The organism is Streptomyces umbrinus (genome assembly GCF_030817415.1).
GTDB classification, from domain to species: domain Bacteria; phylum Actinomycetota; class Actinomycetes; order Streptomycetales; family Streptomycetaceae; genus Streptomyces; species Streptomyces umbrinus_A.
In genome coordinates this window covers 4,926,741-4,944,614 of sequence record NZ_JAUSZI010000002.1, presented here as the reverse complement: position 1 = coordinate 4,944,614, position 17,874 = coordinate 4,926,741, and the positions used below count along the sequence as shown (strand labels likewise).

Annotated in this window: 16 protein-coding genes; 10 read left to right on the top strand and 6 right to left on the bottom strand. The window is 69.4% G+C overall.

The genetic code is table 11. The annotated features are described in order from the left end of the window. Positions 1-22: 22 nt before the first annotated feature. Positions 23-1,237, bottom strand: a complete 1,215-nt coding sequence (locus tag QF035_RS21500; RefSeq protein WP_307522072.1) for an RNA-guided endonuclease InsQ/TnpB family protein — start codon at positions 1,235-1,237, stop codon at positions 23-25. A 290-nt stretch (positions 1,238-1,527) separates the two neighbouring features. Between QF035_RS21500 and QF035_RS21495 the strand changes: the two genes are divergently transcribed. Then, entirely contained in the window at positions 1,528-2,706 is a 1,179-nt protein-coding gene (locus tag QF035_RS21495; RefSeq protein WP_307522071.1) for a dipeptidase, read from the top strand. A 31-nt stretch (positions 2,707-2,737) separates the two neighbouring features. Here QF035_RS21495 and QF035_RS21490 read toward each other — a convergent pair whose 3' ends face one another. After that, positions 2,738-3,928, bottom strand: coding sequence for a THUMP-like domain-containing protein (locus QF035_RS21490; protein WP_307522070.1), 1,191 nt, complete (start codon positions 3,926-3,928; stop codon positions 2,738-2,740). A 234-nt stretch (positions 3,929-4,162) separates the two neighbouring features. Between QF035_RS21490 and QF035_RS21485 the strand changes: the two genes are divergently transcribed. From QF035_RS21485 to groL, 4 genes are all read left to right on the top strand, one after another. Beyond that, positions 4,163-5,020 (top strand): polysaccharide deacetylase family protein, encoded by an 858-nt coding sequence (locus tag QF035_RS21485; RefSeq protein ID WP_307522069.1) that lies wholly within the window; start codon positions 4,163-4,165, stop codon positions 5,018-5,020. Then, on the top strand, positions 5,017-5,790 hold the full coding sequence (locus QF035_RS21480; RefSeq protein WP_307522068.1) for a polysaccharide deacetylase family protein: 774 nt from the start codon (positions 5,017-5,019) through the stop codon (positions 5,788-5,790). The genes QF035_RS21485 and QF035_RS21480 overlap by 4 nt, the downstream gene beginning before the upstream one ends. 450 nt (positions 5,791-6,240) lie before the next feature. Beyond that, positions 6,241-6,549 carry a co-chaperone GroES gene (gene groES, locus QF035_RS21475; protein ID WP_015035628.1) on the top strand — a complete coding sequence of 103 codons (309 nt, stop codon included), beginning with the start codon at positions 6,241-6,243 and terminating at the stop codon, positions 6,547-6,549. Between the two features lie 121 nt (positions 6,550-6,670). Beyond that, complete coding sequence (gene groL / locus QF035_RS21470; RefSeq protein WP_307522067.1) at positions 6,671-8,299, top strand: chaperonin GroEL; 1,629 nt, start codon at positions 6,671-6,673, stop codon at positions 8,297-8,299. 136 nt (positions 8,300-8,435) lie between these two features. Here groL and QF035_RS21465 read toward each other — a convergent pair whose 3' ends face one another. The 3 genes from QF035_RS21465 to QF035_RS21455 form a co-directional block, all read right to left on the bottom strand. Next, positions 8,436-9,143, bottom strand: a complete 708-nt coding sequence (locus QF035_RS21465) for an ester cyclase (protein WP_307522066.1) — start codon at positions 9,141-9,143, stop codon at positions 8,436-8,438. Positions 9,144-9,333: 190 nt separating this feature from the next. Continuing rightward, on the bottom strand, positions 9,334-10,107 hold the full coding sequence (locus tag QF035_RS21460; protein WP_307522065.1) for an SDR family NAD(P)-dependent oxidoreductase: 774 nt from the start codon (positions 10,105-10,107) through the stop codon (positions 9,334-9,336). Positions 10,108-10,331: 224 nt separating this feature from the next. Further along, positions 10,332-11,009, bottom strand: a complete 678-nt coding sequence (locus tag QF035_RS21455; RefSeq protein ID WP_307522064.1) for an MOSC domain-containing protein — start codon at positions 11,007-11,009, stop codon at positions 10,332-10,334. A gap of 79 nt (positions 11,010-11,088) precedes the next feature. On the opposite strand from QF035_RS21455, the gene QF035_RS21450 reads away from it, so the two are divergent. Beyond that, positions 11,089-11,985 carry a LysR family transcriptional regulator gene (locus tag QF035_RS21450; RefSeq protein ID WP_307522063.1) on the top strand — a complete coding sequence of 299 codons (897 nt, stop codon included), beginning with the start codon at positions 11,089-11,091 and terminating at the stop codon, positions 11,983-11,985. A 103-nt stretch (positions 11,986-12,088) separates the two neighbouring features. Here the strand turns inward: QF035_RS21450 and QF035_RS21445 are convergent, their stop codons facing one another. Continuing rightward, positions 12,089-12,424, bottom strand: coding sequence for a WhiB family transcriptional regulator (locus tag QF035_RS21445; RefSeq protein WP_307522061.1), 336 nt, complete (start codon positions 12,422-12,424; stop codon positions 12,089-12,091). A 380-nt stretch (positions 12,425-12,804) separates the two neighbouring features. Between QF035_RS21445 and QF035_RS21440 the strand changes: the two genes are divergently transcribed. The 4 genes from QF035_RS21440 (at position 12,805) to QF035_RS21425 (ending at position 17,528) form a co-directional block, all read left to right on the top strand. Further along, positions 12,805-13,416 carry a response regulator transcription factor gene (locus tag QF035_RS21440; protein ID WP_003948568.1) on the top strand — a complete coding sequence of 204 codons (612 nt, stop codon included), beginning with the start codon at positions 12,805-12,807 and terminating at the stop codon, positions 13,414-13,416. A gap of 271 nt (positions 13,417-13,687) precedes the next feature. After that, the gene (locus QF035_RS21435; protein ID WP_266497194.1) at positions 13,688-14,275 is read left to right on the top strand and encodes a sigma-70 family RNA polymerase sigma factor; all 588 of its coding nucleotides are present in this window, start codon (positions 13,688-13,690) and stop codon (positions 14,273-14,275) included. Between the two features lie 507 nt (positions 14,276-14,782). After that, a complete protein-coding gene (gene guaB, locus QF035_RS21430; protein WP_307522060.1) occupies positions 14,783-16,288 on the top strand; it encodes an IMP dehydrogenase in 1,506 nt (501 codons plus the stop codon). A 115-nt stretch (positions 16,289-16,403) separates the two neighbouring features. After that, positions 16,404-17,528, top strand: a complete 1,125-nt coding sequence (locus QF035_RS21425; protein ID WP_307522058.1) for a GuaB3 family IMP dehydrogenase-related protein — start codon at positions 16,404-16,406, stop codon at positions 17,526-17,528. The last annotated feature ends 346 nt before the right edge of the window (positions 17,529-17,874 follow it).

Here is a 17,874-nt window from a genome sequence, read left to right as displayed (position 1 = left end):
TCGTGAGAGGGGGATTCCTGGCTCACGCCGCTCGGTCGCTCAGCGAACGATCGAGTCTTACGCGATCAGCACCAGCCGGGTTCAGACCAGCCCGGACCAGCATCACGTGGGCGGAGTTCTTGTCCCTGGGGGATACGGCTCCGCACGCGGTGCAGGTGTAGGTACGTTCCGAAAGAGGAAGTGCGTGCTTGGTTCTCGCTCCGCACTGTGGGCAGTCCATCGTGGTGTGCGCCGGATTCACAAGCCGGACGTCCCGCCCGTGCTTACGGCCCATGTCGAGCAAGGCTCGCTTGGTCGTGCCGATCGCCGCGTCGGCGGCCTTGCGCGCCATGGTGGTGCGACTGAGGTACTTCGGGCGGAAGTCCTCCACCGCTATCGCGTCGTGGTCGTGGTCGTGGTCGTGAACGACCTTGCGTGCCCACTCACGGCCGGTGTCCTGTCGTTGCCGGGCAACCTTCCTGTGGGCCTTGGCCCGCAGTCGCTTCGCTTCCCGATAGCCCTTCGACGCGGCCTGTCCGTTCTTCGGTCTGCGACGGGCCGTCATCCGGTCGTACCGGGTCAACTTCTTCCTGGCCTTCCGGCCGTGCTCTGCGTGCGGGAGGTCGTGTGCGCCGCTGGTGGTGGTCGCGGTTACCTTCACTCCCCAGTCGATCCCGATCACCGCGCCCGTGGTGGGCAGGGGCACCACCTCTGCCGGGACAACGAACGAGCAGTACCAGTGGCCCAGAGCGTCCTGGTACACGCGCACCGAGGACGGCTCAGCCGGAAGGTCTCGCGACCACACCACCGTCAGCACGATCGCGCCCGCCAGATGCAGACGACCTGCCTTCATCCGGAAGCCGCGTCTGGTGTGGCTCAGTGTTGGCAGTGCCTCGCGCTTCTTCTTGTACTTCGGCATTCCGGTGCGGCGGTGTACGGGCAGCCGCTGCCCGATGTCCTTCAGGGCCTTGCTGCGGGACTTGCCGAAGTCGCGAATGATCTGCTGCTGCGGAACCGAACAGCCCTCACGCAGCCATGTATTGCCTGCCCTCGCTTCGGTGAGCATGCGGTCGAGGCGGGCCGGGCCACACGTCTCGCCATCCTGGTGGGCTTTCGTGGAACGGGCGACGCACTCGTTCCAGACCCACCGGCATCGGGCCCACTCCGCCTCCAGCGCGGCGCCGGCGGCCGACGATACGCGGAGCCGGTAGGTGTACCGAGCATGTCCGCCCAGTGCAGCCCCACTCGGCTCTCCCATGTCTTCGCCCCCCCCTGACGGCCCTCCACGTGGAATGCAGCGGCATTCTCACCTCTCGGACGAGACCGTACGTGCGACGGTCGCACGCCAGTGCTTCTCTTTCGCGTTCACCACTCCACATGGTGAAAATGGGAACAGTCCTGCGCATCATCCCGGTTTTGTCAGGACGGTCGACCGGGCGCTTCGCGTTTGTGAACCGGATGAGGCGACGCTCCGTGTTGTGACGCCAGGTTGGTGTTCCTCCCGTCCGGCGCGAATGCCGGGACCCTAGTAAGAAACAGGTGATGCCCATGAGCTCGATCGAGGAAGCCAACGAGCTCCTGCGGGATTTCCCCGTCGTCGACGGCCACAACGACCTCCCCTGGGCGCTGCGCGAGCAGGTCCGCTACGACATCGGCGCCCGCGACATCGCCGCCGACCAGAGCGCCCATCTGCACACGGACCTGGCCCGGCTGCGCGCGGGCGGCGTCGGCGCGCAGTTCTGGTCGGTGTACGTACGCTCCGACCTGCCCGGCGCGGTCACGGCGACGCTCGAACAGATCGACTGCGTACGGCAGTTGATCGCGCGCTACCCCGCCGACCTGCGCGCCGCGCTGACGGCCGCCGACATGGAGACGGCCCGTGGCGAGGGCCGTATCGCCTCGCTGATGGGCGCCGAGGGCGGCCACTCGATCGACAACTCCCTCGCCACGCTGCGCGGGTTGTACGAGCTGGGGGTCCGTTACATGACCCTCACCCACAACGACAACATCGCGTGGGCGGACTCGGCGACGGACGAGCCGTCCGTCGGCGGCCTGTCGGCGTTCGGCCGCGAGGTCGTACGGGAGATGAACCGCCTGGGCATGCTCGTGGACCTCTCCCACGTGGCCGCCACGACGATGCGGGACGCGCTGGACACGTCCGTCGCGCCGGTGATCTTCTCCCACTCCTCCTCGCGCGCGATCTGCGACCACCCGCGCAACATCCCGGACGACGTGCTGGAGCGGCTGCCCGCCAACGGCGGTGTGGCGATGGTGACGTTCGTGCCGAAGTTCGTCCTCCAGGCCGCCGTCGACTGGACGGCCGCCGCCGACGAGAACATGCGCGAGCAGGGCTTCCACCACCTCGACACGACCGCCGAGGCGATGAAGGTCCACCGCCTCTTCGAGGAGTCCAACCCCCGCCCCGTCGCGACCGTCCCGACGGTCGCCGACCACCTCGACCACATGCGCGAGGTCGCGGGCGTCGACCACATCGGCATCGGCGGCGACTACGACGGCACGGCGTTCACGCCCGACGGCCTCGGCGACGTCTCCGGCTACCCGAACCTCATCGCGGAACTCCTGGACCGCGGCTGGTCGTCCACCGACCTCGCCAAGCTGACCTGGCAGAACGCGGTACGGGTCCTGGGCGCCGCGGAGGACGTGGCCCGCGACGAGCGCTCCCGCAGGGGCCCGTCGAACGCGACCCTGGAGCAACTGGACGGCTAGGCACGGCCAAGTACGGCCAGGCACACGGCGGTCACGCGGGTGCGGGGTGCCCCAGCAGCATGGTCGGGGCGCCCTTCACCCGGGTCAGGAACACGGTCGCCGAGTTGGGCCCCTGCGGCTTCACCTTGCGCCGCAACTCCTCCGGCTCGACGGCCGATCCGCGCTTCTTGACGGTGAGGACCCCGACCCCGCGCTCCCGCAGCAGAGCCTTCAACTTCTTCACGCTGAAGGGGAGTTGATCGGTGATCTCGTAGACGGTGGCGTACGGAGTGGGGTCGAGGGAGTCCGCGGTGACGTAGGCGATGGTCTCGTCGACCAACCCGCCGCCGTCCAGCTCCTCGGCGACCTCCGCGACCAGATGCGCCCGGATGACGGCCCCGTCGGGCTCGTACAAGTACCGCCCCAGGGGCCGTACTCGGGGGTCGGGCAGCCCCCGGCCGACGAGGGTCCGTGGCCCGGGCAGCAGGGTCGCGCGTACGGACCCGGCCTCTCCCGTGCCGAACCACAGCACGGCCTCCTTCACGTCCCCGGAGTCCGAGATCCACTCGGCCCCGGCCTCCGCGGGGACGGTCTCGTGGGGAATGCCAGGTGCGATCTTCAGCGCGGCGAGAGGCGCTTCGAGGGCGGTTCGGACGGCCCACGACAGCGGCGGCGAATAGGCCTCGGGATCGAAGACGCGCCCGCGCCCGCCCCGCCGGGCCGGATCCACGAACACGGCGTCGTACGCGGCCGTCGCGACCTCCGTGACATCCGCCTCGCGCACCTCGATCAGCTCGCCGAGCCCGAGCGCGTCGGCGTTCGCCCGCGCCACGGCCGCCGTCAGCGGATCCCGGTCGACGGCGAGGACCCGGATCCCGGCCCGGGCGAGCGCGATCGCGTCACCACCGATCCCGCAGCACAGGTCCGCCACGGACCGCACCCCGAGCTCCTGGAAACGCCGGGCCCGGTACGCGGCGACACTCGCCCGGGTCGACTGTTCCACCCCGTTCGGCGTGAAGTACATCCGCCCCGCGTCCGCCGCACCGAACTTCACCACGGCCCGCTGCCGCAACCGCGCCTGCCCGAGCGCCGCCGACACGAGCCCGACGGGATACTCCCGCCGCAGCCGGGTCGCGACGGCCAGCTCCTGAGCGGGTTCGGTGTCCCGCACCTCGTCGAGAAGGGCACGCCCCTGGTCGGTGAGCAGGGAGGCGAAGGAGGTAAGCGGATCCAGGTCGTTCACCGCCCCATTGTGGGCCAGTCGGTGGACGGGACTCGGTCGCCGGATGTGTCGAGGGCTTGTGAGGGGGGTGACCTGTGAGGATCCGGGTTCATGCGACTTGTACGACAAAATGACGGCAGCAATGTAAATGGCGGCTCAGGGGGCGCCCCCTCAGGGGCGCGGGGAACTGCGCGACAAGCCCCCACCGTCCCGCAGGTCGCAATCCGGCCGTCCCACGCAGCACGCACCGCTCTCGTGCTGCTGACGGTCACCGCACTGGCAGCCGGCTGCGCAGAAGCAACATCCACCACCGTCAAGCCGGCCGCAGGCCAACAACTCCTGAAGGCCCCACCGGCCCGAGCCATGGACGCCTACGCCACCAAACTCCGCCAAGAGAGCAGCGCACGCGCCACCGCGGCAAAGCGGTGGGGGCTGGCCAAGCCCCCTCTCCCCGCACCCCCCGCCCCCGAGAAGAAGCCCCGCATCAGCACCCGCAACGGCTTCGAGGTGGACGACCACGAGGGCCTGCCGCCCGTTTTCACCACGATCCCCACCAAGGACAAGGTCGTCTTCCTCACCATCGACGACGGCGCCGAGAAGGACCCGGCGTTCCTGCGGATGATGAGCGAACTGAAGATCCCGTACACGGCCTTCCTGAGCGACTACCTGGTCAAAGAGGACTACGGCTACTTCAAGAAGATGCAGGACAAGGGCGTGGTCCTGAACAACCACACCCTCAACCACCGCTATATGCCGAACCTCTCCTACGAACGGCAGAAGCAGGAGATCTGCGGCATGCAGGACGTGATCGAGAAGCGCTACGGCAAGCGCCCGACCCTCTTCCGCCCGCCCTTCGGCAGTTACAACGAGGACACCCTGCGCGCGGCCGGGGCCTGCGGCATCAAGGCGGCCCCGCTGTGGAACGAGGAGGTCTTCGTCGACCGCTGGGACTACCGGGAACTGGACCGGGACCTCCATCCCGGTGACATCGTTCTCAGCCATTTCCGCGGCAAGGAGCACTGGAAGGGCACGATGCCCGACATGGTCCGCCGCTTCCTGAAGCTGGTCACGGACAAGGGGTACGCGGTGGCACGCATCGAGGACTACCTGTGACGAAGCGGCCGGCCGCCGCCGCGGCACTGCTCGCGGGCCTGGTCTGCCTGGCCGGCTGCGCCCAGTCCGTGGACCCCATCGAGCGGCTGGGCAAGAAAGCCGCGCAGAAGGTACGCACGTACGGGCCCACCGAGGACCCGTACCGCCGCTGGGGCCTGACCGCCCCGCTCGCCCCGGTGCCGAAACCGCCCGACCGGCGGCCCTCCGCCCGCACCGCGGGACCGGGCCTGCCGCCCGTCGTCGACCGCGTCCCCACCCGCGACCGGGTCGTCTTCCTGACCTTCGACGACGGCGCCGAGAAGGACCCGGAGTTCGTCGACATGGTCCGTGAACTGCGGCTGCCGGTCACGATGTTCCTCACGGACAGTGTGGTCGGGCCGGGGTACGCCCACTTCGGCCGGCTCCGCGCGGTCGGCGCGAGCGTGCAGAACCACACGCTCGACCACCCGTACCTGCCGGGCCTCCCGTACGCAGGCCAGCGCGCCGAGATCTGCGGCCAGCAGGAGAAGCTCAAGCAGCGCTTCGGCATCCGCCCGCGGCTCTTCCGCCCGCCCTACGGCGACTACAACTCCGACACCGTGCGCGCCGCCGCCGACTGCGGACTGGCCGCGATCGTCCTCTGGCGCGACGCCGACCGCCTTCGCCCGGGCGACATCCTCCACTGCCCGGAGGGCCGGAACGGGGCGAGTCTCACTCGGACAACGACCGAGACCCTGAACCGCGTCCAGGACCAGGGGTTCACGGTCGCCCGCCTGGAGGACTACCTCTAGCGATTTCTCGCCCCCGCCGCCCCTACCCATTCCCGTCCCCTGGGGCTCCGCTCCAGACCCCGTGGGGGTGCGTTGTCGGGTGCGGGTGCGGGTTCGTTGTGGCTTGTCGCGCAGTTCCCCGCGCCCCTGGAAGGCGGGGCTGCGCCCCTGCATTTCAGCCCGTCCGGCGTTTGAGGACGAGGCCGTTCAGGCCGATCAGCGGGGGTCTGGGGGCGGCAGCCCCCAGGGGCGTTCACCCCTGGTTCCGGGCGCCTGACATCCCCTGACCGCCGGAGGCAATTGGCACTCCGCTTGACCGAGTGCTAATCGCAGTCATAGTCTCAGGTCTGGCACTCACCGCAGGAGAGTGCCAATAGCGACGGGCAGGTCCGGCACCCGCGACGACGGATCCACCTGGTCGCCACCTCAGACAGTTAACCCCGTGAGATCTCCGAAGGGGGAGGTCGGATCGTGACGACCACCAGCTCCAAGGTTGCCATCAAGCCGCTTGAGGACCGCATTGTGGTCCAGCCGCTCGACGCCGAGCAGACCACGGCCTCTGGCCTGGTCATCCCGGACACCGCCAAGGAGAAGCCCCAGGAGGGCGTCGTCCTGGCCGTTGGCCCGGGCCGCTTCGAGAACGGCGAGCGTCTTCCGCTCGACGTCAAGACCGGCGATGTCGTGCTGTACAGCAAGTACGGCGGCACCGAGGTGAAGTACAACGGCGAGGAGTACCTCGTCCTCTCGGCTCGCGACGTGCTCGCGATCGTCGAGAAGTAATTCACCCGGCATTACCAGCATTGCAGTGAACTGCGCCCCTGGCCCCCGCGACCTTATGAAGCCGGGCGTCGGGGGCGCAGTTCGTTTCACCCACGTTTTCCGAGAGGGCTGAACCGCTCCCATGGCGAAGATCCTGAAGTTCGACGAGGACGCCCGTCGCGCCCTCGAGCGCGGCGTCAACAAGCTTGCCGACACGGTCAAGGTGACGATCGGCCCCAAGGGCCGCAACGTCGTCATCGACAAGAAGTTCGGCGCACCCACCATCACCAACGACGGTGTCACGATCGCCCGCGAGGTCGAGCTCGACGACCCGTACGAGAACCTCGGCGCCCAGCTGGTGAAGGAGGTGGCGACCAAGACCAACGACATCGCGGGTGACGGTACGACCACCGCCACCGTGCTGGCCCAGGCGCTCGTCCGCGAGGGCCTGAAGAACGTCGCCGCCGGCGCGTCCCCCGCCCTCCTGAAGAAGGGCATCGACGCGGCCGTCGCCGCGGTCTCCGAGGAGCTCCTCGCGACCGCGCGCCCGATCGACGAGAAGTCCGACATCGCCGCCGTCGCCGGTCTGTCCGCCCAGGACAGCCAGGTCGGCGAGCTCATCGCCGAGGCGATGGACAAGGTCGGCAAGGACGGTGTCATCACCGTCGAGGAGTCCAACACCTTCGGTCTGGAGCTGGACTTCACCGAGGGCATGGCCTTCGACAAGGGCTACCTGTCGCCGTACTTCGTGACGGACCAGGAGCGCATGGAAGCCGTCCTGGACGACCCGTACATCCTGATCCACCAGGGCAAGATCTCCTCCATCCAGGACATGCTGCCGCTGCTGGAGAAGGTCATCCAGACCAACTCCTCCAAGCCGCTGCTGATCATCGCCGAGGACGTCGAGGGCGAAGCCCTGTCGACCCTGGTCGTGAACAAGATCCGCGGCACGTTCAACGCCGTCGCCGTGAAGGCCCCCGGCTTCGGTGACCGCCGCAAGGCGATGCTCGGTGACATGGCCGCGCTCACCGGCGCCGAGGTCATCGCCGAGGAGGTCGGCCTCAAGCTCGACCAGGTCGGCCTCGACGTGCTGGGCACCGCCCGCCGCGTCACCATCTCGAAGGACGACACGGTCATCGTCGACGGCGGTGGCGACACCGGCGCCGTGGCCGGCCGTGTCAACCAGATCAAGGCCGAGATCGAGAACACCGACTCCGACTGGGACCGCGAGAAGCTCCAGGAGCGCCTCGCGAAGCTGGCCGGCGGCGTGTGCGTCATCAAGGTCGGCGCCGCTACCGAGGTGGAGCTCAAGGAGAAGAAGCACCGTCTGGAGGACGCCATCTCCGCGACCCGCGCCGCGGTCGAGGAGGGCATCGTCTCCGGTGGTGGCTCCGCGCTCGTCCACGCCGTGAAGGTCCTGGAGGGCAACCTCGGCAAGACCGGCGACGAGGCCACCGGTGTCGCCGTCGTCCGCAAGGCCGCCGTCGAGCCGCTGCGCTGGATCGCCGAGAACGCCGGCCTGGAGGGTTACGTCATCACCTCCAAGGTCGCCGAGCTCGACAAGGGCCAGGGCTTCAACGCCGCGACCGGCGAGTACGGCGACCTGGTCAAGCAGGGCGTCATCGACCCGGTCAAGGTCACCCGCTCCGCCCTGGAGAACGCCGCCTCCATCGCCTCCCTGCTCCTCACGACCGAGACCCTGGTCGTCGAGAAGCCGGCCGAGGAAGAGGGCGACGCGGGCCACGGCCACGGTCACGGCCACTCCCACTAGGCGCAAGCCGCTTGAGGGCAGCCCGAGGGGGCGTACGTCCCTTTGAGCGCCCGGCGAAGGCCCGGTACCCCGTCGCGGGGGACCGGGCCTTCGTGCTGCCGGGCTTTCGTGCTGTCGCCGGCGCGGCCCGGCGCGGTCAGACCTCCAGCTGGTCCAGCACCCCGAGCTGGTCCATCAGCCCCAGCCGGTCGTACTGCCACCACCCCTCGACGATCTTGCCGTCCTCGCGGCACCGGTGAATGGTCATGCCGGTCATGGTGACCTGCTTGCCGCTGGCCGGTATCCCCATGAAGTCACCCTTGTGGGTGCCGTTCCAGGTCCAGCGCGTACAGACCCGGTCGCCGTCGGAGATCTGGTCCTCGATGGTGAACACGAAGTCGAACCCGGCCCGCCACATCTCCACCTCGCGGCGCATGGCGTCCATCCCGATCACGTCCTGCTCGTTGGCCGGATCATGGTCGTGGTAGTTCTCCGCGACGGTCTCGTCCCACATCGGCAGCTTGCCCGTACCCGCGAGCAGCCCGAAGAGATTGCGGACACTGGCCTTGTAGAGCCACTCGTCCCGCACCACGTCGAGATCCGTGAAGGTCGGCATCTCGTCACAGATCGCCACCATCTCCCGGAAGATCCGGTCGGTCTCCGGAAGGTTCGAGTTCCGCATCGCCTCCTCGAACGACGGAAACTCCACGATCTCGATGAAGTGCCCGGCGTCGTGCCGGTCCTTCCCGATCACGTTGTGCGTCGCGGTCCGCTTGCCCTTGGTCTGCTCGACCCAGGTGTCCATGAGCCGGTTCATCTCGTCGATCCGGCTGGTCTTGCAGTCGATCAGCTGTACGAAAGTCATGGCGCCGCCTCCCGGCACTTCGAGTCCGGTTGAATACCCCCATTTTAGTGAAAATCCCCTCCGGCCGTTTTTCGGCCGTAGGGGATTCCACCTGTGTCTGCGTCTTTGTCCGTGCCGGCGCTTTCTACGCCGTCTGCGCAGCCCGTGCCGCCGCCTAAGTGCCGGTCCGCGTCACCGCGCAGCACCAGGCTCACTTCGGCCCGTACTTCCGCCCTGTCTTCGAACTGATCCCGCTGAGCAGCGCCCGCGGTGTCACCTTCGCGACACCCATCAGGGCCTTGTAGCGCGGGTCCGGAATGGACAGCGACTTGCCCCGTGCCAGGTCGGCCAGCGCGGCCGTGACCACCTTGTCGGCGTCCAGCCACATCCAGTTCGGGATGTTGTCCGTGCCCATCCCGGCCCGCTCGTGGAACTCGGTCCGCACGAACCCGGGGCACAGCGCCATCAGCCGGACGCCGCTGCCGGACAGGTCCTTCGCCACGCCCTGCGTGAACTGCACGACCCACGCCTTCGACGCCCCGTACGTACCGCGCGGCACGAACGCGGCCGTGGACGCCACGTTGACGACACCGCCGCGCCCGCGCGCCCGCATGGACCCGGCCGCCGCCGAGGTCAGCCGGAGCACCGCCTCGCAGTGCACCTTGAGCATCCTCAGCTCGTCCGCCATCGGTACGTCCAGATAGAGGCCCTTGTTGCCGAAGCCCGCGTTGTTGATCAGCAGGTCGACCGCGTTCTTGCGGTCCGAGAGGCGGGCGGCCACCGCCTCGATGCCCTCGTCCGTCGCCAGATCCGCCGTCAGCACCTCCGCCTCGATGCCGTGCCGGTCGTGCAGTTCGGTCGCCTGCTCACCGAGCCGCTTCTTGTCACGCGCCACCAGCACGAGGTTGTGCCCGTCGGAGGCGAGCCGCCGCGCGAAGGCGGCACCGATGCCCGCGGTCGATCCCGTAATCAGAGCCGTTGTCATGGCCCAAGATTAGTGACCTGTCTCATGCTGTCCGTGCGCCGAATGACCCGAAAGTGCACCCGTCGGCTGTCCCTTCCCCACAACCTCCACAACGACGAACTGCCCTGTCGTCTCCCGGCCTTCGCGCTGCGGCGGACGGCAGTGTGATTTGCGCGGAGTGTCCGGGTCGGCCGCGTGTCGGTGCCGGGCTTCTTCAACTCGCCCGGCGGGACGGCGGTCTCAGCTCACTTCACGTCCCCGCCGTACTTCTCCACGTACTCCCGCGCATGCTTCAGTGCCTCCGGATGCAGTGCGTCCCCCGCCTCCAACACCTGTGGCAGCAGGCCCCGTTCGGTCGTGCTGGCGCGGAACTGGAGGGCGACGGTCACCTCGTGGTCGGGCCGGTGGACGATCTCGATCGGGTCGCCCGCCCGCAGCTCACCCGGCTCGATCACCCGCAGATACGCACCGGGCGCGCCCTTCGCGGTGAACCGCCTGACCCACCCCTTCTCGCCCAGATGGCCCTGGAAGGTGAGACAGGGAATCCGCCCGGAGGTGACCTCCAGGACGACCTCGGAGCCGACCCGCCAGCGTTCCCCGATCCGTGCGCCGGACACGTCGACGCCCTCCGTCGTGAGGTTCTCCCCGAACATTCCGCTGGCCAGGGGCCGCCCCAGCTCGCGCTCCCAGTCGTCGAGGTCCTCGCGCGCGACGGCGTACACCGCCTGGTGGTCGCCGCCGTGGTGCCGCAGCTCGCACACCGCGTCCCCGGCGAGTCCGCTTGCGCCGACCCCCTTGGGCCCGGGCGCGGACACCCGCACCGGCCCGTCCACCGGCCGCTTGTCGATCCCGGTCACGCCGTCCGCCTGGTCCGTGTAGTCGACGGCCTTGGGGCGGCCAAGGTTCAGAGACAGAAGCTTCATGACTGCACGCTAGACGGTACGAGCCAAAGCCTCGACGCAATATTCGTCGCCGTATCCAAGATTCGCTTATGCTCGGAGGGTGATCGAGGCCCGTCATCTCCGTGTGCTGCGCGCCGTCGCCGCCACCGGCTCCTTCTCGGCGGCGGGGCGCGAACTGGGCTGCACCCAGCCCGCCGTCAGCCAGCAGATGAAGGCCCTCGAAGCCTCCGTCGGCACGCCCCTGCTGATCCGCACGGGCCGCGAGATGCGACTGACCCAGGCAGGCGAGGCTCTCGTACGGCATGCCGCGGGCATCATCGCCGGGCTGACGGCCGCCGAGGAGGAGGTCGCCGCGATCGCGGGACTGCGGGCCGGCCGGGTCCGGCTCGTCTCCTTCCCCAGTGGCAGCTCCACGCTCGTACCGGCAGCGCTCGCCGCCCTTCGCGCCGCGCACCCCGGCACCCGCGTCTCCCTGGAGGAGGCCGAGCCGCCGCGCTCGGTCGAGATGCTGCGCGAGGGCGACTGCGACGTCACGCTCGCGTTCCGGTACGAGGGCGCGGCGGGCGCCGAGGAGTGGGACGACCTGGTGGTACGGCCCCTGCTCAAGGACCGGCTCGTGGGCCTGGTCCCCGAGCGGCACCGGCTGGCCCGCGCGCGGACGGTCGCCATCGGCGAACTGGCCGACGAGCCGTGGATCGCCGGCTGCCCCCGCTGCCGCGGCCAGCTCGTCGAGGTCTGCGAGCGCGCGGGCTTCACGCCCCGTATCGACTTCGCGACCGACGACTACCCGGCCGTGGTCGGCCTGGTCGGAGCGGGTCTGGGGGTCGCGGTCCTGCCGGAGCTCGCCATCGAGTCGGTACGCCCCAGGGGTGCGCGCACGGTGATGGTCGAACCCGCGCTGCGGCGGGAGATCGTCGCGCTCACGTTGCCGGACCTCGCTCAGGTGCCCGCGGTGGCGGCCACGTTGGATCACCTGGCCCGGGCCGCGGCGCGCTGACCCGTCAGAAGAGCGGCTGACCTGGTGGAAGGCCGGCCTGTCGGAGGGCTGATCCGTCGGAAAGCAGGGGCACGCGCGCGTGCCCGTTCGAAGAAACGTTCCTTCAGTGATGTGACGGAGTGTCTCCGCCGGACGTCGACGCCGACGCCGAGACCAGGCGGTTGCGCGCCCGCCCCATGAGTTCCTCGCGCTCGTCCTCGGTGAGGCCGCCCCACACGCCGTACGGCTCGCGCACCGCCAGGGCGTGCGCCGCGCACTCCGCGCGTACCGGGCACCTCATGCAGACCTCTTTGGCCGAGTTCTCACGAGCGCTCCGTGCCGCACCGCGCTCGCCCTCCGGGTGGAAGAAGAGCGAGCTGTCGACCCCGCGGCAAGCCGCGAGGAGCTGCCAGTCCCACAGATCCGCGTTCGGTCCGGGAAGGCGGGAGAAATCTGCCATTTCGTTGTCCCCTTGTAGCCGTTCTGGGCGGTTACGTGCCCATGACCGTACATCTATGATCTAAGGAGATGAAAATATGACTCATTGCGAATCTAGCCTCAGACACCAGTAAATGGGAAGAAAAGCGGCTAAATGGGGCATAGGTTGTGATGAAACCTTGAGGGTCCGCCGTGGGTGTCTCCACCGTGTCCGTGCCCTCACGTAGAGTGCCGAACGTGGCTCACCGCCCCGTAACTCTTTCGGGTGACCGTCGTTGAGAGTGCGGAGGCGGTTGAAAGAACAAGCGCTCGGGCAAGCGTCCGAGAGCGTCAACCGCACAGGTGACGATTCGTACCAGCCTGGAGGCTCAAGGTGACGCGCATCAGCTGCGGAGGACGGCCATGACATCCGTCCTCGTCTGCGACGACTCCCCGCTTGCCCGAGAGGCGCTCCGCCGTGCGGTGGCGACCGTGCCCGGCGTAGAGCGCGTGACCACGGCGGCCAACGGCGAGGAAGTCCTCCGCCGCTGGGGTGCCGACCGTTCGGACCTGATTCTGATGGACGTACGCATGCCCGGTCTGGGCGGCGTGGAGACGGTCCGGCGGCTGCTGTCCGCCGACCCCGGTGCGCGCATCATCATGCTCACCGTCGCCGAGGACCTGGACGGTGTCGCGCTCGCGGTCGCCGCCGGTGCCCGTGGCTATCTCCACAAGGACGCCTCCCGCGCGGAGCTGCGTGCGACCGTCACCCAGGCTCTCGCCGACCCGACCTGGCGGCTCGCGCCGCGCAGACTGCGGTCGGCCGAGATGGGTGCCGCGCCGACGCTCACCGCGCGTGAGATCCAGGTCCTGGAGGGCATGAGCCACGGCCGGTCGAACGCGGAGATCGGCCGTGAGCTGTTCCTCTCCGAGGACACCGTCAAGACCCACGCGCGACGGCTCTTCAAGAAGCTCGGCGCCTCGGACCGCGCGCACGCGGTGGCGCTCGGGTTCCGATGGGGCCTGGTCCGCTAGGTGAACCGCCGCGGGGGTACGGGTGTCCCCGCCCGCCGCACGGCGGGTGGGGCCGGACCCGACGGGGGATCGAAACCGGCCGTTCCGGCGGGCGATCCCCGTTTCCCGGCGGATGCCGCATCCTTGAGGTGTGGAGTTCCTCGGGAACGAGTCGGTCGAGCGGGAGGGGAGGGCGCAGGAGATGAGTTCCGGCGCACCTGCTCATAACGCTTCGGTGCACAACTACGGACGCGGTGCCACGGACAGGACGACGCCAAGGCACCATGGACCGATGCGTGACGACGAGGCGGCCACTGCCCAAGGGGCAATCGGTGCGCTCGTCCATCGCGCGGTCGACGGAGACGAGCAGGCCACGCACGACCTGCTCGCCCATGTCCACCCCCTCGCGCTGCGCTACTGCCGTACACGGCTGTCCCGACTGCCGGGTGACGCGCGGCACTTCGTGGAGGACCTGGCGCAGGAGGTCTGTGTCGCGGTGCTCCTCGCACTGCCGCGGTACAAGGACACCGGGCGCCCCTTCGAGGCCTTCGTCTTCGCCATCGCCGCGCACAAGGTCGCCGATCTGCAGCGCGCCGCGATGCGCCATCCCGGCTCGACGGCCGTGCCGTCGGACGAGATGCCCGAGCGGCCGGACGACTCGCTCGGCCCCGAGGAGCGTGCCCTCCTCAGCAGCGACGCCGAGTGGGCCAAGAAGCTCATGGCCAACCTCCCCGAGAACCAGCGCGAGCTTCTCCTGCTGAGGATCGCGGTGGGTCTCACGGCCGAGGAGACGGGCCAGATGCTGGGGATGTCACCGGGCGCGGTCCGGGTGGCCCAGCACAGGGCGCTGAGCCGTTTGCGGGCGCTGGCGGAGCAGTAGGCGAGCCTCTAGGGGTGTCCCCTGGGCGGGGTGCCTGTTCGAGGCGCGGCCGTCTGAGGTGTGGCCATCCGGGGCGCGGCCGTTCGAGGAGCGGTCGGACGAAAACCGGGCCGAGTGCGGTCCGACGGCTTGAGGCGCGGTCCTTCGGCCGATGGGTCAAGCGGACGTGCGGCCCTTCTGCCGACGGGTCGGCGGGCGTGCGGTCCCACGACCGGTGCGCCGAGGCCCGTGGATCGCCGCGTGAGCCTCCCGGTCCCGGCAGGGTGGGCTTTCTCATGAGTACGGCAAATTTTTTCCGCCGTCCCGGGCGAGGCGCGGGGCGGCGACGCGGGGCACGGCCCGCCCAAGGCCTGTGCCCCCGGCGGGCGGACGCCGGATGAACGCGGCGGTCGTCCTCCACGTACGAAGCTACGAAGCCCAGGGGCACCCGTAACCGTGGAATGAGAGAGCCGTGCTTCCCGTTAGCATGGACATCCGCACCGATCAAGGCCATTTGGGGAAGGTGTCATGACTGCAAACGTCGACGGAGTGCCCGAGAAATTCGCGACACTCGGGCTGACCTACGACGACGTGCTGCTGCTGCCGGGCGCATCCGAGGTGCTGCCCAACGCGGTCGACACCTCGTCCCGGATCTCCCGCAACGTGCGCGTGAACATCCCGCTGCTGTCCGCGGCGATGGACAAGGTGACCGAGTCGCGCATGGCGATCGCCATGGCACGGCAGGGCGGTGTCGGCGTACTGCACCGGAACCTGTCCATCGAGGACCAGGTCAACCAGGTCGACCTCGTGAAGCGCTCCGAGTCCGGCATGGTCACCGACCCGATCACCGTGCACCCGGACGCGACGCTCGCCGAGGCCGACGCGCTGTGTGCCAAGTTCCGCATCAGCGGCGTGCCGGTCACCGACGGCAACAAGAAGCTGCTCGGCATCGTCACCAACCGTGACATGGCCTTCGAGACCGACCGCTCCCGTCAGGTGCGCGAGGTCATGACCCCGATGCCCCTGGTCACCGGCAAGGTCGGCATCTCCGGTAACGACGCCATGCAGCTGCTCCGCCGCCACAAGATCGAGAAGCTTCCGCTGGTCGACGACGCGGGCATCCTCAAGGGCCTCATCACGGTCAAGGACTTCGTGAAGGCCGAGAAGTACCCGAGCGCGGCGAAGGACGCCGAGGGCCGTCTCCTCGTGGGTGCCGCCGTCGGCGCGAGCCCCGAGGCGCTGGACCGGGCGCAGGCGCTCGCCGAGGCCGGTGCGGACTTCCTGATCGTCGACACCTCCCACGGGCACAACAGCAACGCCCTCAACTGGATGGCGAAGATCAAGTCGAGCGTCGGCGTCGACGTGATCGGCGGAAACGTCGCCACCCGTGACGGCGCCCAGGCGCTCGTCGACGCCGGTGTCGACGGCGTCAAGGTGGGCGTGGGCCCCGGCTCGATCTGTACCACCCGCGTGGTCGCCGGCATCGGCGTCCCGCAGGTCACCGCCATCTACGAAGCCGCCCTCGCCGCCCGTGCCGCGGGCGTCCCGGTGATCGGCGACGGCGGACTGCAGTACTCCGGAGACATCGGCAAGGCACTGGCCGCCGGCGCCGACACGGTGATGCTCGGCAGCCTCCTCGCCGGCTGTGAGGAATCGCCCGGCGAGCTGCTCTTCATCAACGGCAAGCAGTTCAAGTCGTACCGCGGCATGGGCTCGCTCGGCGCCATGCAGTCCCGCGGCCAGGGCAGGTCGTACTCGAAGGACCGCTACTTCCAGGCCGAGGTCGCCTCCGACGACAAGCTCGTGCCCGAGGGCATCGAGGGCCAGGTGCCCTACCGCGGCCCGCTGGCCAACGTGCTGCACCAGCTCGTCGGAGGGCTGCGCCAGACCATGGGTTACGTCGGCGCCGCCTCCATCGACGAGATGGAGACCAAGGGCCGCTTCGTACGGATCACGTCGGCGGGTCTCAAGGAGAGCCACCCGCACGACATCCAGATGACGGTCGAGGCACCGAACTACAGCCGCAACCAGTAGTCGCCACCCAGCCGACACCTACGACAGGGGCGGTCCCGGATGCTCCGGGACCGCCCCTGTCGTAGGTGTCGGGGATACTGGGAGGCGCAGAAGCGAAGAGGGAAAGGCCACACACGTGACTGAGATCGAGATCGGGCGCGGCAAGCGCGGCCGCCGGGCGTACGCCTTCGACGACATCGCCGTCGTCCCGAGCCGCCGTACGCGAGACCCGAAGGAGGTCTCGATCGCCTGGCAGATCGACGCCTACCGCTTCGAGCTGCCGTTCCTGGCCGCCCCCATGGACTCGGTCGTCTCGCCGGCCACCGCCATCCGTATCGGCGAGCTCGGCGGCCTGGGCGTCCTGAACCTCGAAGGCCTCTGGACGAGGTACGAGGACCCGCAGCCGCTCCTCGACGAGATCGCGGAGCTGGACGTGGACACCGCGACCCGCCGTCTCCAGGAGATCTACGCGGCTCCCATCAAGGAGGAGCTGATCGGGCAGCGCATCAAGGAGGTGCGCGACTCGGGCGTGGTCACCGCGGCAGCGCTCTCCCCGCAGCGCACGGCCCAGTTCTCCAAGGCCGTCGTGGACGCGGGCGTCGACATCTTCGTCATCCGCGGTACGACGGTGTCGGCCGAGCACGTGTCCGGTGCCTCCGAGCCGCTGAACCTGAAGCAGTTCATCTACGAGCTGGACGTCCCGGTCATCGTCGGCGGCTGCGCCACGTACACGGCGGCCCTGCACCTGATGCGTACGGGCGCGGCCGGTGTCCTCGTCGGCTTCGGCGGCGGCGCCGCGCACACCACGCGCAACGTCCTGGGCATCCAGGTCCCGATGGCCACCGCGGTCGCCGACGTGGCCGCGGCCCGCCGCGACTACATGGACGAGTCCGGCGGCCGGTACGTGCACGTGATCGCGGACGGCGGTGTCGGCTGGTCCGGCGACCTCCCCAAGGCGATCGCCTGCGGCGCCGACTCCGTGATGATGGGCTCCCCGCTCGCGCGCGCCACCGACGCGCCCGGCCGGGGCCACCACTGGGGCATGGAGGCCGTCAACGACGAGCTGCCGCGCGGCAAGAAGGTCGACCTCGGCACGGTCGGCACCATCGAGGAGGTCCTCGCCGGGCCCTCGCACACGCCCGACGGTTCGATGAACTTCTTCGGCGCGCTGCGGCGGGCCATGGCCACGACCGGGTACAGCGAGCTCAAGGAGTTCCAGCGGGTCGAGGTCACGGTGGCGGATTCGCAGCACAAGCGGTAGCCGCACGGCACTTCGAGGGGCCCGGGCCGGGGTGGTCCGGGCCCTTTCGTGTGCCCAACTGGGCCTGGTGGGGCGCGTCTTGTGATGGGGGGCGCGTGGTTGCGTTCGGGGCGAATGCGCGTCTGAAGGCCGTTTCGGGGCGGTAACGTCCCTGTTCGGCGCCCCAGTTGTGTGGGGTGCCCCCTTCCAAGGACATGGTTCCGGACCCCGGCCGTCGGGGCCCGGCCCGAGTTCCGACGTGCTGCCCACCGGGCCTCTGGGTGGCGTCGTGGAAGGGGGCGCCCATGGGCCGCCATCGCAAGCCCACCCGCTGGGACCGGATCCGTCTGTGGACGGTGAAGTGCCG

What these genes read in the sequence shown, in the direction of transcription:
- QF035_RS21500 (WP_307522072.1), bottom strand. Translation starts at nt 1,237, where the DNA reads ATGGGAGAGCCGAGTGGGGCTGCACTGGGCGGACATGCTCGGTACACC.
- groL (WP_307522067.1), top strand. Translation starts at nt 6,671, where the DNA reads ATGGCGAAGATCCTGAAGTTCGACGAGGACGCCCGTCGCGCCCTCGAG.
- QF035_RS21495 (WP_307522071.1), top strand. Translation starts at nt 1,528, where the DNA reads ATGAGCTCGATCGAGGAAGCCAACGAGCTCCTGCGGGATTTCCCCGTC.
- QF035_RS21440 (WP_003948568.1), top strand. Translation starts at nt 12,805, where the DNA reads ATGACATCCGTCCTCGTCTGCGACGACTCCCCGCTTGCCCGAGAGGCG.
- QF035_RS21455 (WP_307522064.1), bottom strand. Translation starts at nt 11,009, where the DNA reads ATGAAGCTTCTGTCTCTGAACCTTGGCCGCCCCAAGGCCGTCGACTAC.
- guaB (WP_307522060.1), top strand. Translation starts at nt 14,783, where the DNA reads ATGACTGCAAACGTCGACGGAGTGCCCGAGAAATTCGCGACACTCGGG.
- QF035_RS21460 (WP_307522065.1), bottom strand. Translation starts at nt 10,107, where the DNA reads ATGACAACGGCTCTGATTACGGGATCGACCGCGGGCATCGGTGCCGCC.
- QF035_RS21445 (WP_307522061.1), bottom strand. Translation starts at nt 12,424, where the DNA reads ATGGCAGATTTCTCCCGCCTTCCCGGACCGAACGCGGATCTGTGGGAC.
- QF035_RS21435 (WP_266497194.1), top strand. Translation starts at nt 13,688, where the DNA reads ATGCGTGACGACGAGGCGGCCACTGCCCAAGGGGCAATCGGTGCGCTC.
- QF035_RS21465 (WP_307522066.1), bottom strand. Translation starts at nt 9,143, where the DNA reads ATGACTTTCGTACAGCTGATCGACTGCAAGACCAGCCGGATCGACGAG.